A 14,275-nucleotide genomic window follows, 5' to 3' on the forward strand; every position below is an offset into this window, starting at 1 on the left:
GGACGGGTGGCCGAACGGAGTCCGCACACGCGCCGAGACACGGTGGGCCAGCTCACCGACCTCGGGACCGAGGACACGAACCCCGCCCGGCGCCGGCTCCTCGCCGCCAGCCTGTACTCCGCGACGCTCGCCGTGCCGGCGTTCGCCGGTCCCGCCCGGGCCGAGGGGGGCGAGGGGCGGGCGCGCTCCGCCGGGCGGATCGGGCCGGGCGAGGTGGCCACGGTGCGCACGATGACGGACCGGATCGCGGCCATCCTGGACGAGCTGGGCGGCGGTCACGCCCGCCCGATGGCGGCGGCCTTCCTGGTCAACACGGTGGCGCCGTACCTGCGGGCCCAGGCCAGCGAACCGGTCCGCCAGGGCATGCTCTCCGCCGCCTCCGACCTCACCTACCTGACCGGCTGGATGGCGATGTACGAACGCCGGCAGGGCCTCGGCCAGCGGTACTACGTCACCGCCCTGGACCTGGCCCGGGAGGCCGGCGACCACCTCACCTACTGCCGGACGCTGCGCGGCATGAGCCTCCAGGCGTCCCACCTCGGCCACGGGCGGCGGGCCCGGGACCTGGCGGACGCGGCGGCCGAGGCCGCGCCGCGGGCCGGGCCGCGCCTCGTCGCGTTCCTGCGCGGCCAGCAGGCACACGCCGCCGCCATGGTCGGCGACCGGCGGCGGGCGCGGGCCCGGCTGCGGGAGGCGGAGTCGGCGCTGTCCAGGGCGGACGCGCGGCGCGACGCGGTGGGCGGTTACGACCGGGCCGCGTACGAGTTCCACGTGGCCCACGTCCTCGCCGAGGGCGGCGACCTGCCGGGCTCCGTCGCCGCGCTCCAGGCGTCCCTGCGGGCCCAGCCGGAGCGGCAGCGGCAGGGCCGGCTGCACGCGCACGCCGTGCTGGCCAAGCGGCAGTTCGCCCTGGGGCACCTGGACGCCGGCTGCGCCACCTGGTCGGCGTTCCTCGATGACTACCAGACGCTGTCCACGGCGCGCGGCGACGAGCACTTCGCCACCCTGCGCGGCCATCTGCGCGCCCACTCGCGGGTGCGCGCGGTGCGCCAGTTGGCGGGCCGGGCCCGTGAGGTCGCGGCGCTCAAGGGGTCGACGGTGCGCTGACCCAGCCCCCAGTCGCACGTCGTGGGCTGCGTGGAGCCGTCACTCCTGCCCCACGTGCGTGATCCGGTCGTCGCCGAGCCGCCGCTGCACATCGCTGAGCAGCAGGCGCAGCAGTTCCGTCAGCTCCCGCTGTTGCGCGTCGGTCAGGCCCGTCAGCAGGTCGGCCTCCCGGGTCAGGACCTGGTCCACCGTGGATTCGACCAGCGCGTGGCCGGCCTCGGTCAGGGTGACCTGGACCGTGCGGGGGCGGCCGGCGCCGGGGGCGCGGGTGACCAGGCCCTCGCGCTCGGCCCGGGCCACCCGCTGGGAGACGGCGCCGGCCGTGACCAGGGAGCGTTGGCCGAGTTCGCGGGTGCTCAGGGTGTACGGCGGGCCCTGCCGGCGCAGCACGCTCAGCAGGTCCAGCGTCGCGGCGTCGATCCCCGCCCGGGCCAGGACCCGCCGGCGGTCGTCGCCGAGCAGCTTCGCCAGCCGCCAGATCGGGGTGACGATCCCGATCGAGGAGACCGGCGTGCCGGGCCGCTCGCGCTCCCAGGCGGCGGCGATGGCGGCGACCGGGTCGGCGGGGGCCGCCTGTGGCGCGGGGTCCACGGGGCGGGCGGAACGGTCCGGTGGCTGGTCGGCCGCGGTCATGGTTGTCCTCCGGCGTCGAATGCGTTTAGATCTAAACGTAGTCTGCGTTTAGAGCTTAACGAAAGCTTGTGGAGGTCACTCTATGCCCCGCACCATCCTGGTCACCGGCGCCGGCACGGGCATCGGCCGGGCCGTCGCCCGGCACTTCGCCGCCGCGGGTGGCGCCGTCTTCCTCACCGGCCGCCGGCGCGACCCGCTGGCCGCCACCGCCGACGCGGTCGGCGGCACGCCACTGGTGTGCGACCACACCGACCCGGCCCAACTCGCCGCGCTGCTCGACGCGTTGCCGGACCGCGTCGACGTGCTGGTCAACAACGCGGGCGGGAACACCGACTTCGGCGCCGACGGGGAGCCCGGCGGCGCCGACCCGTCCGCCGCGCTGCGCGCCTTCGCCGCCCGCTTCCGGGCCAACCTCGACGCCAACCTGGTCAGCGCCGCGCTGACCACCCACGCCGTCTCCGACCGGCTGGCCGGCGGCGGGGCCGTGGTGCACATCGGCTCGATCGCGGCCGACCAGGGCGCCGGCTCGTACGGCGCCGCCAAGGCCGGCCTGGCCGCCTGGAACCTCGACCTCGCGGCGGAGCTGGGCGCCCGGGACATCACGGCCAACGTCGTCTCGCCCGGCTATATCGCCGAGACCGAGTTCTTCGGCGACGTGCTGACCGCCGAGCGGCGGGCCCAGCTCGTGGCCGCCACCGCCGTGGGTCGCGCCGGGGTGCCGGACGACGTGGCGGGCGCGGTGGCCTACCTGTGCTCGCCGGCCGCCCGGCACGTCACGGGCCAGGTCCTGAACGTCAACGGCGGTGCGCGGATGACGCGTTGAGGTCGCCCCGCGCGGGGACGCCCGACCGGTAGGACGCCGTCGGCCGACGGCGCGCGACGCCCGCCCCACCCGGGGCCGGCGTCGCGCGCCGTCGGCGTTTCTTGACAGGGTGCCGTTCGCACTCCACCATCATTCCACTAACGGATTAGTGAAAGGGTGATGCGGGTGATCGAGTACCGCATCGACCGGCGTGCCGGCGTCGCCACGTATCTGCAGATCGTCCAGCAGACGAAGCAGGCGCTGCGCCTTGGTCTGTTGCAGCCGGGGGACCGGTTGCCCACGGCCAAGGAGGTCGTCGCGGCCACCGCGATCAACCCGAACACCGTCCTCAAGGCGTACCGCGAGCTGGAACGGGAGGGCCTGGTCGAACCCCGGCCGGGCCTCGGCACCTTCGTGCGGCGCTCCCTCGCCCGGCCCGAGTCCGCCGCCGGGTCGCCGCTGCGCGCGGAGTTGGCGGCGTGGATGGACCGGGCGCGCGAGGCCGGGCTCGACCGGGAGGACGTGGCGGCGCTGTTCGCCTCGGTCCTCGACGAACGCCTCGGCGACGCGCCGCCGACGCCGAACTGACCAGGGGAACGAAGATGACGAGTGGGGGCAACGGGTGACCAGCGAGTACGCGGGGGACCCGGGCGCGGCCATCGTGGCGCGCGGACTGGGCAAGAGGTACCGGCAGACCTGGGCGCTGCGCGAGGTCACGCTACGGCTCCCCGCCGGGCGGATCTGCGCCGTGATCGGCCCGAACGGCTCGGGCAAGAGCACGTTGCTGGCCATGGCCGCCGGGCTGCTGGCGCCGACGACCGGCAGCCTGAGCCTGTTCGGCGAGGCGCGCTCGACGTCCGCCACCCGGCGCCGGGTGGCCTACGTGGCACAGGACAAGCCGTTGTTTCCCCGGCTGACCGTCGCGGAGACGCTGCGGTTCGGCCGCGAGCTGAACCCCGGCTGGGACCAGGCCGTGGCGGAGCGGGTCCTGCGGGATGTCGACATACCGACGGGGGCGCGGATATCGACCCTCTCCGGCGGCCAGCGCACCTGTGTCGCGCTGGCCCTGGCGCTCGGCAAGCGCGCCGACCTGTTGCTGTTGGACGAGCCGATGGCCGATCAGGACCCGCTGCGGCGCAGCCGCATGATGGGCGCCCTGATGGCCGAGGCCGCCGAGCACGGCACCACCGTGGTCATCGCCACGCACGTGCTCGCCGAGTTGGACGGCGTCAGCGACCACCTCTGGCTCTTCGGCGCGGGTCGACTCCGACTCGCGGGCGACACGGAGGCCATCCAGTCCGCGCACGCCCTGGTGACCGGGGCGCGCCGGGACGGCGAACGGGCCGGGGATCGGGCGAGCAACCCCGGGCTGCCGCCCGAACTCGCCGCCCACGCCGTCGTCGAGGCCCGCGCCACCGGCCGCCAACTCACCGTGCTGGTACGGCCCGGCGGCACCGAGCTGGAGGGCGAGTGGATCACCCGCGAGCCCTCCGTCGAGGAGATCCTGCTCGGCTACCTCCGCAACCCCACCGCGCCGCCGCTGCTGCTCGACGGCGGCCCCACCGATGCCCCGGAGGTCGCCGCGTGAAGGGCCTGACCTGGGTGGTCTGGCGCCAGCACCGAGCCACGGCCTGGACGGTGCTGGCACTGACCGCGATGGCCGCCTGCTGCGTCGGCTACTGGTTCCACCAGCAGTACGCCTTCCAGCAGGATCACGGCATCGCGGGTTGCGACATCCTGCTCCCCACTTGTCACGGCCAGCGGCTCACGGACGGCTCCCTGGCTGACGTGGTCAGAGTGCTCGACACCGACTACCGCGACGTGCTCGTTCGCGCGGGCTACGCGATGCTGGCCCTCCCCCCGCTGCTCGCCGTGTTCCTCGGCGCACCCCTGTTCGCACGGGACTTCGAGAGCGGCAGCCACCGGTTGGCGCTGACCCAGTCGGTCAGCCCGCGCCGTTGGATGGCCGCCAAGCTCGCCTTCGCCGTGTCCCTCACCCTGGTGGTCAGCCTCGTCCTCACGGCGCTGTACGGCTGGTGGTGGCACTCGACCTGGCGCGACTTCGGCGACCTGGTCTGGGACACCCCCACACCGTTCCTGACCGCGGGACCGGCCGGGGTGGCTCTGGCCATGTTGGCGGTGGTGGTCGCCGCCGCCGTCGGCCTGGTCCTCCGCAGGACCCTTCCCGCCATGGTCATCTCCCTCGCGATCAGCGGCGGAATGCTGTACCTGCTGCGAGCGTGGCGCCCGGCCGAGCACTTGTGGCCGCTGAGCACCGCGCGGTCCACTCCCACGCACTATCCCGACCTACCCCGCTACACGCTGCACGAGCGTCTGCGCTACGAGACGTCCTCGGGCGAGCGCATCTCCGACCGGGTCTGCCCGGACCTGAGCGTGGAGGCGAACCTGGCTCGCTGTCTGCGCGAGCACGACGTGGTCAGTTCCCTCGTCGAGTACCACCCCGCCAGCGCCTACTGGCCCACGCAGTGGGTGCTGGCCGGCATCTGCCTGACCGTCGCCGCCGCCCTCGTCGCCGGCTGCCTGTGGTGGGTCGGTCGCCGGACGGCCTGACCGTCGACGCCCCCGTGGCCCCTTCGACAACGGAGTTCCGCCGACCCATGGCCCTGACCCCGCCGCGCGCCCGCGCCGCCGTCCCGACCACCGCCGCTACCACCACGACCACGGCAGCCGAGCCCGCCGAGCCGCGCCCAACCGACACCCGAACCGCCCGCCCCGCCGGCGCCTTCGCCAGGCGGCTGCGGACACGACTGCCGCGCCGGGCCCGCCCGTACGCGCTCGTCCTCCTCCCGGCCGTGCTCACGCTCGCCACCGGGTTATGGGGGCTCGAACGCGAGCACAGCATGTGGCGCGACGAGTCCACCACGTACCAGGTGGCCCACCGCGACCTCGGCGCGATGCTGCGGACGCTCGGCACCGTCGACGTCGTGCACGGCCTCTACTACCTGCTCATGTACGCCGTGTTCGCCTGCTGGGACGGCGGCCTCTGGGCGCTGCGGCTGCCGTCGGTCCTCGCGATGGCCGGCGCCGCCGCCGGCGTGGCGCTCATCGGCCGCCGACTGGCCGGCCCCGGCGCCGGGTTGGCGGCCGGGCTGGTCTTCGCGCTGCTGCCGCCGGTGCAGCGGTACGCGCAGGAGGGCCGCTCCTACGCGCTGGTCTGCGCCTGCGTCGTGTGGGGCACGTACCTGCTGCTGCGGGCGGTCGCCGGGCGCACCCGGCGGGCGTGGTGGGGGTACGCGGCGACGATGGCGCTGGCCTGTCTGCTGCACGAGTTCGCGGTGCTCGCGCTCCTCGCGCACGGCCTCACGCTGCGCTGCGCGCGGGTGCGCGGCGACACGTTCTGGTCCTGGGCGCGGGCCGCGGCGGGCGCCGCCGTGCCGCTCGCGCCGCTGGTCGTGGTCAGCCAGCAGCAGGCGCAGCAGGTCGCGTGGATCTCCGCGCCGGACGTCGGTCAGGTCGCCGCCTTCCTCGGGCTCGCGCTCGCCGCCGGCGCGCTGGCCCGGGTGGTCGGGGAGCGGCACGGGCGGATCGGGCTGCCGGCGCTGGCGCTGCCGTTGTTCGTCGTGCCCACGGCGCTGCTGATGGCCGCCTCCGCCCTGCACCCGATCTACGTCGACCGGTACGTGCTCTACGGCTGGCTCGGGTTCGCCCTGCTGCTCGGTGCCGCGCTCGACCGAGGGGTGCGCGCCGCCCGGGCCCGTGGTCCGGCCACCGTCGGCGTGCTGTGCGGCGTGGTCGCGGCGCTGCTCGTCGCGCAGGTGCCGTACGCGCTGACGCTGCGCACGCCGGACAGCCGGCTCGACGACACCGTGGCCGCCGCGCGCGCAGTCGGCGAACTCTCCGAGCCCGGGGACGGGCTGCTGTTCCTGCCGTTCCACCGCCGCGAGCCGCTGATGTCCGCCCCGGGCGAGTTCCACGGGCTGCGTGACCTGGCGCTGGCCCAGGACGCGTCCTCCACGGGCACGCTGTGGGGCACGGAGTTGCCGCCTTCGGCCATCCGGGCGGGCATGCTGCGCGTGGACCGCGTCACCGTCATCACCGACCCGCGCCCGTCCGCTCGCCCCAGTCCGCAGGAGGCGGTCGAACGCGCCGTACTGCGGGACCACTTCACGGTCTGCGAGCGGCGCCCGGTGCGGGGCATGCGCGTCGTGCGCTACGCCCGACCGGGCACCTGCTGAAACCCGGCGGACCGGGGCGGCGACGGCGCGGGCCGCGCCGTGTCCCGGATCGTAGACAGTCGCGGCGGGGGGCCTGTCGCGTGACGGTAAGTTGAGGCGGCTACGGTTCCGCGGACGACCGCCGGCCGCGCTGGTCCCCGTCGCGCCAGGCCATCGGCCCAGCGCGGTGGGGTGGCGCGGCCCGGGGGCGACGCATCCGGAGCGGACGAGACCGACGGGGGTGTGGGATGCGACATCACCGTGCGTACGGACGGGAGAGGCACCATCATGCGGCTGCACACGCGGGAGTGGGGCGCGGGGGATCGGATCGCGCTGCTCATCCACGGGATCATGTCGGACCACCGCACCTGGCGGCGGGTCGGCCCGGCGCTGGCCGAGAACGGGTACCGGGTCATCGCGGTCGACCTGCGCGGGCACGGGGCGAGTGAGCGCGCCGCCGAGTACAGCATTCCGCTGTTCGCCGCCGACCTGGAGGAGAACCTGCCGGTCGGCGCCGACCTGGCCATCGGGCACTCGCTCGGCGGCCTCTCGCTCTCCTTCGCGGTGGAGCACCTGCGCCCCAAGCGGGCCGTCTACAGCGACCCGGCCTGGGCCCTGGAGACCGGCGAGCGGCCCACCAACCCGGAGACGCTGCGGGCCCTGCGCAAGGCCACCCGCAGCATGATCGCCAACTTCAACCCGCACTGGGACGAGGGCGACGTGGACGCGGAGGTCGCCGGCATCGCGGCCTGGGACCCGGCGACGGCGGACGCGGTGGGCGGCGAGCACGCCATCGACTACATACCCGAGCGGCCCGTCGTGCCCTCCCTGGTACAGGCCGCCGACCCGAGCCACGTCGTCTCCGAGGCGCACAAGGAACAACTCCGCGCGGCCGGCTTCACCGTGCACACGGTCAAGAACACGGGCCACTCGATCCACCGCGACGACCTGGACGGCTTCATGCGCTCCGTCCTCGGCTGGGTGCGCGGCGAGGAGCCGGTCGGGCTCGTGTGAGCCGGCTCCCGCCACGGGCGGCCGGTCGCGAGCGCCTGCCGCGACCGGCCGCCCGACGCGGCGCGGGCCGCGCCGAGCGCTACGTGTCGCACTCCAGGACCGTCCCGCACAGCCCGCACCGGGCCCGCAACCTGCCCCGGACCGGCACCCGGATGCGCTGGTGGCACACCGGGCAGGGGAAGCGCACCTGGAGCGGGGCCCGCCCCTCGAAGGCGTAGCCGGCGCCCGGCTCGACGCTGGGGCGCGCGCCCCCCGCGCGCGGGTGCTCCCGCGCATGCCGTCGGTCCTTGGCGTACCGGCGGCGGCTGGCCCAACCGCTGCCGGCCAAGGGGGGTTGCCGCTCGTCGCGGCGCGCCCGCGCCAGGCCGTCGGCGTACGCGTCGTACCCCTGCGGGCTGGTGAACCACGGCGCGATGTCCTCGCCGAACACCTGGCCCCGCTTGGCGAGTACGTAGCCGAACTCCTCCGGCGTGAGGTAGCCGAGCTTCTGCCGGGAGACCGAACTCTCCCGGTAGGCGTCGAGCAGCAGCCAGCCCGCGCCGAGGTAGGCGGCGGCGGTGTCGGTGAGGATCTCGTTGTCCCGGGTGCCGGGGAAGGAGAGGTCGAGCCGGTGCAGGTAGACGTGCATGACCTCGTGCGCGAGGGCGGCTCCGATGTCGCGCCGGTGGGTCTTGAACCGGGCGTTCAGCTCGATGAAGTACTCGGGGCCCGCGGTCAGTTCGACGTTCCCCGCGTGCTCCATGTCCCGGAAGCTGATGATCATGCGTGCGTCGGGCAGGCGCAGGTGGCGCACCATGACGCGGGCGATGCGCTGCACGCCGAGGTAGAGGTCGTCGTCGTCCGGGAAGGCGACGTCGGCGGGGGGCACGCTCAACGCGAAGGTGCGCACGGTGTCGTGGGACAGGCGCCGGTAGAGCGCGGTGATGGCCGCGCGCACCGTCTCCACGTGCGGATATCCGTGCTGGATCTCGCCGCCCGTCGTCGCCACGTCCCACCCCCGCGCCGTCAACCCCGCTGACCTGGCTCAACCTTACGGATGGCGCCGGGTGGCGTCAGCGCATCGGGCCGGGCCGCGCGGATCGCGCCCTCAGCTGGCCGGTAGGAAGCCCTTGTCACGCGGATCACTCTCTACACATAATCACAGGGCGCTTTGCGGGCTCACCCCACGGGGTCCGGACGCTTTACGGCTCAACGCCTGGTCTGCACCAAGTTTCTTTGGTGGATCACGGGCGAGGGGCGCCGGATTTCTTGTGTGGACGGGTCCGCCAAACGCGGTCAACCCCCCACGAAAGGAACCCCGTTGTCCCTCCTCAAGAACGTGAAGAGAGGCGCCGCGTTCGGCGCCGTCGCCCTCGCCGCCTTCAGCCTCACCCCCGGCACCGCCTTCGCGCAGGCCACCTCGGACGCCTCCGAGGGCCCGCGCACCCGGATCGTCGGCGGCACCCCGGCCGAACAGGGTGAATTCCCCTTCATGGTCCGGCTGTCGATGGGCTGTGGCGGCGCCCTGTACGCCCAGGACATCGTGCTGACCGCCGCGCACTGCGTGGACGGCAGCGGCCCGAACACCGACATCGGCGTCACCGGTGGCGTCGTGGACCTGGACGACCCGGCCGCGCAGAAGGCCACGTCCACCGAGGTCCTCCAGGCCCCCGGCTACGACGGCACGGGCAAGGACTGGGCCCTGATCAAGCTGGACAAGCCGGTCGACCAGCCGACGCTGAAGATCGCCGACACGGACGCGTACGACAACGGCGAGTTCGACATAGCCGGTTGGGGCGCCGACCGCGAGGGCGGCAGCCAGCAGCAGAAGCTGCTCAAGGCCAAGGTGCCCTTCATCGACGACGCCACCTGCAAGGCCGCGGGCGGCTCGTACAGCGGCCTGGTCGACGCCGAGGAGATCTGCGCCGGCATCGAGGCGGGCGGCGTCGACAGTTGCCAGGGCGACTCCGGTGGCCCGATGTTCCGCAAGGACGACGCGGGCGAGTTCATCCAGGTCGGCATCGTGAGCTGGGGTGAGGGCTGCGCGCGCGCCGGCAAGCCCGGTGTCTACACGCAGGTGAGCCACTTCGCCCAGGACATCAAGAGCGCTGCCGACCAGCTCGGTAGCTGATCCCGGCCGCCACCGGACCCGCCGACGCGCGGGCCCGGTGGCGGTGTCGCGGGTGTGAGTGCTCGTACGGGGCGGCGCCATGTCGCCCCGTACGGCGTGCCCGCCCTGGCGCTGTCGGGTGCCCGCCGTGCGGTGCGGGGCGCCCGTCCGCTGCCCGTTTCATTCCGCGTGCGCGCACCGGGCGGACGCGGAATTCCGCATGCCCGGAAACAGGTCGGGAGGTTTTTACCGGCGCCCCGCCCGAGACCGTGTTTCGCGCCCACCGCATTTCCGATACGGCCCCGCCGCGACCCGCCGCCACATTGCGGGAAAGCGCCTTTACGCGTCGCGTTGTCGCGTCCGCGGAGGATGGGTGCTCCGGCCCGGGTGAGGTGTCAGTGCCCGCGGCGCGGTCGCTCCCGCTCCTCGATGTCAAGGCCCTGAGCTGCGCCGTTCGCGCGGAACGCGGTTATCCGGTCGGCTGGGCCGGCCTCGCGCTGGCGCGGCGAATGGCGTGCGGTGCGAGCGCGCGTCCGTTTATCGGAATTCCCGGTGGCGCCGATCGATGGGCATGCCCCGCAATCCGTGGGAATCACGCACGCCCTCTCGGAACTGTCCGGAAGATCTTCTGCGGTGTCCGGAACTCAGCCCTTGCCACCGTGTCTCAAAGCTCCACATAATTCGAGCGGCACTTTCACGGTCTCACTCCATTGAGTCCGGATGTTGTGCGGTCCGCTGCTCTGTCTCAACGGATGTTCTATGGCAGCGGTGTCCGGATTCTGGTTGTCATGATTCTGCCAATTGTGCGCTAACCACCCACGAGAGGACATCCGTTGAAGATCTTCAAGCACGTCAAGAGATGCATCGCCGCGGGCGCCGTCGCCCTCGCCGCCATCAGCATGAGCCCCAGCACCGCGATAGCCCAGAGCGACCCGAGCGGCCCGAGCACCCGGGTCGTGGGCGGCACCCGCGCGGCCCAGGGCGAGTTCCCGTTCATGGTCCGCCTGTCGATGGGCTGTGGCGGCTCCCTGTACGCCAAGGACATCGTCCTGACCGCCGCCCACTGCGTGGACGGCAGCGGCCCCAACACCAGCATCACCGCCACCGCGGGCTCGGTCGACCTGCAGAGCACCAGCGCCATCAAGGTCAGGTCCACCCACGTGCTCCAGGCCCCCGGCTACAACGGCAACGGCAAGGACTGGGCCCTCATCAAGCTGGCCAAGCCGATCAACCTGCCGACGCTGAACATCGCCACCACCACGGCGTACGACAACGGCACCTTCGACATCGCGGGTTGGGGCGCCAACCGTGAGGGCGGCGCGCAGCAGCGCTACCTGCTCAAGGCCAAGGTGCCCTTCATCAGCGACGCCACCTGCAAGGCCGCCGGTGGCTCCTACAGCGGCCTGATCGCCGCCGAGGAGATCTGCGCCGGCCTCCAGCAGGGCGGCGTGGACACCTGCCAGGGTGACTCCGGTGGCCCGATGTTCCGCAAGGACGGCGCCGGTGCCTGGGTCCAGGTCGGCATCGTGAGCTGGGGCGAGGGCTGCGCGCGCGCCGGCAAGCCCGGTGTCTACACGCAGGTGAGCCACTTCGCCACGGCCATCAAGAGCGCCGCCAGCCAGCTCGGCTAGCGCCCTCCCGGCGCCGGGCGGCGCCGCGTACCCAGCGCCCACGGGCCCGCGCGACGGGCACCACCAGACGGCGCGCGACGCGGCACCGCACGGACCGGCGGCCCCTTCGGGCCAGTGAAACGAGTAACCCGCACCACCGCACGGGCCGCGCCGACGGGCGCGGCCCGTGCGCGCGTGGCGGGGCCGGCCGGACCTCACGCGCCGCGCGCGTCGCCGGCCGCGTCCAGCACGCGCGGGCGCGCCTCGTCGCGCTGCCGGCGGGCCGGGAGCCGGCGCGGGCCGGCCGCGTTACGGGCGGCGGGCCGGGGCCGGGCGCAGCGTGGGCCAGTGCGCGAGCATCCGGTCGCGCAGCTCGGCGCAGAGCGCGGCCAACCCGCGCACCTCCGCGCGCCCGCGCGCCAGTTCGGCCACCACCGCCAACCGGTGCGCCAGCCGCTCCCGGGCCGAGACGGTGCCCCACGTCCAGTCCTCGTACGGGAGCCGCGCCAACTGGTCGACGGTGCCCCGGTGGGCCCGCTCGACCAGCGCGTCGCCCCTGATGAGCCAGCCGGCGCAGGCGTCGGCGAGGTCGACGCGCAGGTCGGTACCGGTACGGGCGCGCCAGGTCGCCGCGTAGGCCCGCTCCGCCCGCTCCAGCAGCGCGGGGGAGGCGGAGGTGACGCACCAACAGGTGGGGAAGCCGACGCGCAGGTACGCGAGCTCCACAAGGCCGCTGCCCCAGGACGCCCCTTCGAGGTCGATGAAGGTCACCCCGTCCGCCGTGTGCAGGTCGTTGCCGGGGCACGGGTCGCCGTGCAGCAGCGCCCGCCCGGGGGCCTCGGCCAGCCGGCGGATCAGCGCGCGCAACTCGGCGGCCACGCCGGGGTCGGCGCGGGCCCCGAGCGTGTCGGCCAGCGCGAGGAAGGAGTCGACGTCGGCGTCGTCCGGGCCCTGCCAGCGGGGCAGCGCGTCGACGACCTCGGGCCCGCCGCTGGCGTGCAGCGCGGCCAGCGCCCTGGCGTAGCGGACGATCCAGCCGGCGGCCGGCCGCCGGTGCGGGACGTGCGCCATGACCAGCACCCGCTCGCCGGGATCGGTGCCCCACACCGCGGGCACCACGGGTTCGTCGGCCGCGCCGGCCAGCTCCAGCGCGGCCACCTCGCGCGCGTACCGCTCGTCGGCGTCGGCCTCGTCGACGACCTGCTTGACCACCGCGGGCCCGGCGGCCAGCTCCACGCGCCACACCCGCGACCGCGGGCTGCTGTCCAGCAGGCGGGGGTCACGGGGCTGGCCCAGCGTGGCCCGTAACCCGTCCCCGAACGACAGTTCCGACTCCATCGGCGCATCGTCCCACGCCGGCGTGCGCCCCGTCCGGGAGTTGTCGGGCGGCCCCGATGGGGCGGCCCCGATGGGGCGGACCTCGGGCGCGGTCCGCGTGGGGGAGGGCTGGAACGGGGCGGTCGGGGTACGCACGGTCTCGGACCGGCGCGGTCGGGCGTGGCCCGGCGGACGGGAGCGCGCGGTCGTGGACACTCGGGTGCGTTGACTACGCGGAGGAGGCGCCGTTGTCGACCGGCGACAGGCTGATGACCGTGGGGGATCGGCTGCGAACGGAGGTGGAGGCGGCCTGGCGCAGCGCGCGCCTCGCCGTGCGGCAGTCGGGCCCCGAGCGGGACACCATGACGCAGGCGCTCAAGGCGGCGGGCGCGGCCATCGCGGCGTGGGCGCTGACGGGCTGGTGGCTGAAGGCCCCGCTCGCGCTGCTGGCCCCGTGGACGGCGTTGGCCCTGGTCGAGGCCACCGTCTACCGCTCCCTGCGGTCGGGCGTCCAGCAACTCGGCGTGATCATGGCGGGGACCCTGTGGGCGTCGGCGGCGATGGCCATGACCGGCGGCAACACGCTGGGCGCCATGGTGATCGCGCTGCCGGTGCTGGTCCTGTTCGGCACCTACCGCCGGCTGGGGGCGCAGGGGCTCTACGGCGCCACCACCGCCCTGTTCGTCATCACCTACGGCGCCTACTCGCTGGACGAGGTGGGCCACCGCCTGCTGGAGTGCCTGATCGGCGCCGTCATCGGCATCGGCGTCAACGCCCTGGTGCTGCCGCCGGTGCACCTGCGCAGCGTGCACGAGCGGCTGCTGCGGCTGATGCGCGAGAGCGCCGAACTCCTGGAGACCATGGCCGGTTCGCTGCGGGAGGAGTGGTCCGCCGCCGACGCCGCGCAGTGGCACGACCGCGCCCGGCGGCTGGAACAGCTCTCCCGGGAGCTGGCGGAGGCCCGGCAGTGGACCGCGGAGAGCGCGCGGGCCAACCCCGGCTGGCGGCTGCGGCGCGTCGGCGCCCCGCCGCCGGCCGAGGAGGACGTCCGCTGGACGCGCGTCGCCGGCCACCTGACCGCCATCACACGCTCCCTGGAGGGCACGGCGGGCGAGGAGCCCCGCCTCGTGGTGCCGGAAAGCGCGTTCCTGAGCCGGTACGCCGATCTCGTCGCCGAGGTGGCCAGCCTGTGCGCCGTCGCCGAGCGCTCGCTGCGCGGGGAGCGGCCCGATCAGGCGGAGGCGCGGCGCAGCCGCGACCGGGCCTGGGCCCTGTACGACCAGTTCGTCGACGACTTCCAGCACCACCGCTTCGGGGCGACCACGGTCAGCGGCGCCCTGCTGGTGGAGAGCAAGCAACTGCTGTACGAGCTGGCTCCCGACACCGACCGGGGCGACGCCGCGCGGGACGCGGGGGACGACCGCGACCAGCCGGGCCGCCCGTGACCACCGGTCCCGCTGGCCCTTGGCTCCGCTGGCCGTCGGTCCCGCTGACCACCGGTACCGCGGGCGCTCGGGAGCGCCCGCGG

The 14,275-nt window shown here is 74.4% G+C and carries 13 protein-coding genes; 10 read left to right on the forward strand and 3 right to left on the reverse strand.

Translation table 11 applies throughout. The annotated features are described in order from the left end of the window. Positions 1-6: 6 nt before the first annotated feature. A complete protein-coding gene (locus H7H31_RS27380) occupies positions 7-1,107 on the forward strand; it encodes a hypothetical protein (protein ID WP_232110110.1) in 1,101 nt (366 codons plus the stop codon). A 39-nt stretch (positions 1,108-1,146) separates the two neighbouring features. Here H7H31_RS27380 and H7H31_RS27385 read toward each other — a convergent pair whose 3' ends face one another. Beyond that, a complete protein-coding gene (locus tag H7H31_RS27385; RefSeq protein ID WP_187064555.1) occupies positions 1,147-1,740 on the reverse strand; it encodes a MarR family winged helix-turn-helix transcriptional regulator in 594 nt (197 codons plus the stop codon). Positions 1,741-1,822: 82 nt separating this feature from the next. Here H7H31_RS27385 and H7H31_RS27390 point away from each other — a divergent pair, with 82 nt between their 5' ends. From H7H31_RS27390 to H7H31_RS27415, 6 genes are all read left to right on the forward strand, one after another. Continuing rightward, entirely contained in the window at positions 1,823-2,563 is a 741-nt protein-coding gene (locus tag H7H31_RS27390) for an SDR family NAD(P)-dependent oxidoreductase (RefSeq protein WP_187064556.1), read from the forward strand. 159 nt (positions 2,564-2,722) lie between these two features. Continuing rightward, a complete protein-coding gene (locus H7H31_RS27395; RefSeq protein WP_197995973.1) occupies positions 2,723-3,130 on the forward strand; it encodes a GntR family transcriptional regulator in 408 nt (135 codons plus the stop codon). 34 nt (positions 3,131-3,164) lie between these two features. Beyond that, positions 3,165-4,130 (forward strand): ATP-binding cassette domain-containing protein, encoded by a 966-nt coding sequence (locus tag H7H31_RS27400; protein WP_187064557.1) that lies wholly within the window; start codon positions 3,165-3,167, stop codon positions 4,128-4,130. Further along, on the forward strand, positions 4,127-5,113 hold the full coding sequence (locus tag H7H31_RS27405) for an ABC transporter permease (protein WP_187064558.1): 987 nt from the start codon (positions 4,127-4,129) through the stop codon (positions 5,111-5,113). Before H7H31_RS27400 ends, H7H31_RS27405 begins: the two co-directional genes overlap by 4 nt. 47 nt (positions 5,114-5,160) lie before the next feature. Beyond that, on the forward strand, positions 5,161-6,738 hold the full coding sequence (locus H7H31_RS27410) for a glycosyltransferase family 39 protein (protein WP_232110111.1): 1,578 nt from the start codon (positions 5,161-5,163) through the stop codon (positions 6,736-6,738). A 267-nt stretch (positions 6,739-7,005) separates the two neighbouring features. Continuing rightward, positions 7,006-7,731 carry an alpha/beta fold hydrolase gene (locus H7H31_RS27415; protein WP_176161090.1) on the forward strand — a complete coding sequence of 242 codons (726 nt, stop codon included), beginning with the start codon at positions 7,006-7,008 and terminating at the stop codon, positions 7,729-7,731. 79 nt (positions 7,732-7,810) lie between these two features. On the opposite strand, the gene H7H31_RS27420 is transcribed toward H7H31_RS27415, so the two are convergent. Further along, positions 7,811-8,719: a hypothetical protein gene (locus H7H31_RS27420; RefSeq protein WP_187064559.1), complete on the reverse strand. Its 909-nt coding sequence runs from the start codon at positions 8,717-8,719 to the stop codon at positions 7,811-7,813. Positions 8,720-9,031: 312 nt separating this feature from the next. On the opposite strand from H7H31_RS27420, the gene H7H31_RS27425 reads away from it, so the two are divergent. Then, positions 9,032-9,841, forward strand: coding sequence for a S1 family peptidase (locus H7H31_RS27425; RefSeq protein WP_222625525.1), 810 nt, complete (start codon positions 9,032-9,034; stop codon positions 9,839-9,841). An 878-nt stretch (positions 9,842-10,719) separates the two neighbouring features. Next, positions 10,720-11,451, forward strand: coding sequence for a S1 family peptidase (locus H7H31_RS27430; protein ID WP_197996018.1), 732 nt, complete (start codon positions 10,720-10,722; stop codon positions 11,449-11,451). 288 nt (positions 11,452-11,739) lie between these two features. On the opposite strand, the gene H7H31_RS27435 is transcribed toward H7H31_RS27430, so the two are convergent. Further along, positions 11,740-12,768 carry an aminoglycoside phosphotransferase family protein gene (locus tag H7H31_RS27435; RefSeq protein WP_187064561.1) on the reverse strand — a complete coding sequence of 343 codons (1,029 nt, stop codon included), beginning with the start codon at positions 12,766-12,768 and terminating at the stop codon, positions 11,740-11,742. 227 nt (positions 12,769-12,995) lie between these two features. Here H7H31_RS27435 and H7H31_RS27440 point away from each other — a divergent pair, with 227 nt between their 5' ends. Further along, positions 12,996-14,192, forward strand: a complete 1,197-nt coding sequence (locus H7H31_RS27440) for an FUSC family protein (protein ID WP_187064562.1) — start codon at positions 12,996-12,998, stop codon at positions 14,190-14,192. Positions 14,193-14,275: the final 83 nt, after the last annotated feature.

This window comes from Streptomyces buecherae, assembly GCF_014295035.1.
Taxonomy (GTDB): Bacteria; Actinomycetota; Actinomycetes; order Streptomycetales; family Streptomycetaceae; genus Streptomyces; species Streptomyces youssoufiensis.

Excerpts from the sequence above, each read along its gene's own strand:
- H7H31_RS27410 (WP_232110111.1), top strand. The coding sequence starts at position 5,161 with ATGGCCCTGACCCCGCCGCGCGCCCGCGCCGCCGTCCCGACCACCGCC.
- H7H31_RS27435 (WP_187064561.1), bottom strand. The coding sequence starts at position 12,768 with ATGGAGTCGGAACTGTCGTTCGGGGACGGGTTACGGGCCACGCTGGGC.
- H7H31_RS27430 (WP_197996018.1), top strand. The coding sequence starts at position 10,720 with ATGAGCCCCAGCACCGCGATAGCCCAGAGCGACCCGAGCGGCCCGAGC.
- H7H31_RS27390 (WP_187064556.1), top strand. The coding sequence starts at position 1,823 with ATGCCCCGCACCATCCTGGTCACCGGCGCCGGCACGGGCATCGGCCGG.
- H7H31_RS27415 (WP_176161090.1), top strand. The coding sequence starts at position 7,006 with ATGCGGCTGCACACGCGGGAGTGGGGCGCGGGGGATCGGATCGCGCTG.
- H7H31_RS27385 (WP_187064555.1), bottom strand. The coding sequence starts at position 1,740 with ATGACCGCGGCCGACCAGCCACCGGACCGTTCCGCCCGCCCCGTGGAC.
- H7H31_RS27395 (WP_197995973.1), top strand. The coding sequence starts at position 2,723 with ATGCGGGTGATCGAGTACCGCATCGACCGGCGTGCCGGCGTCGCCACG.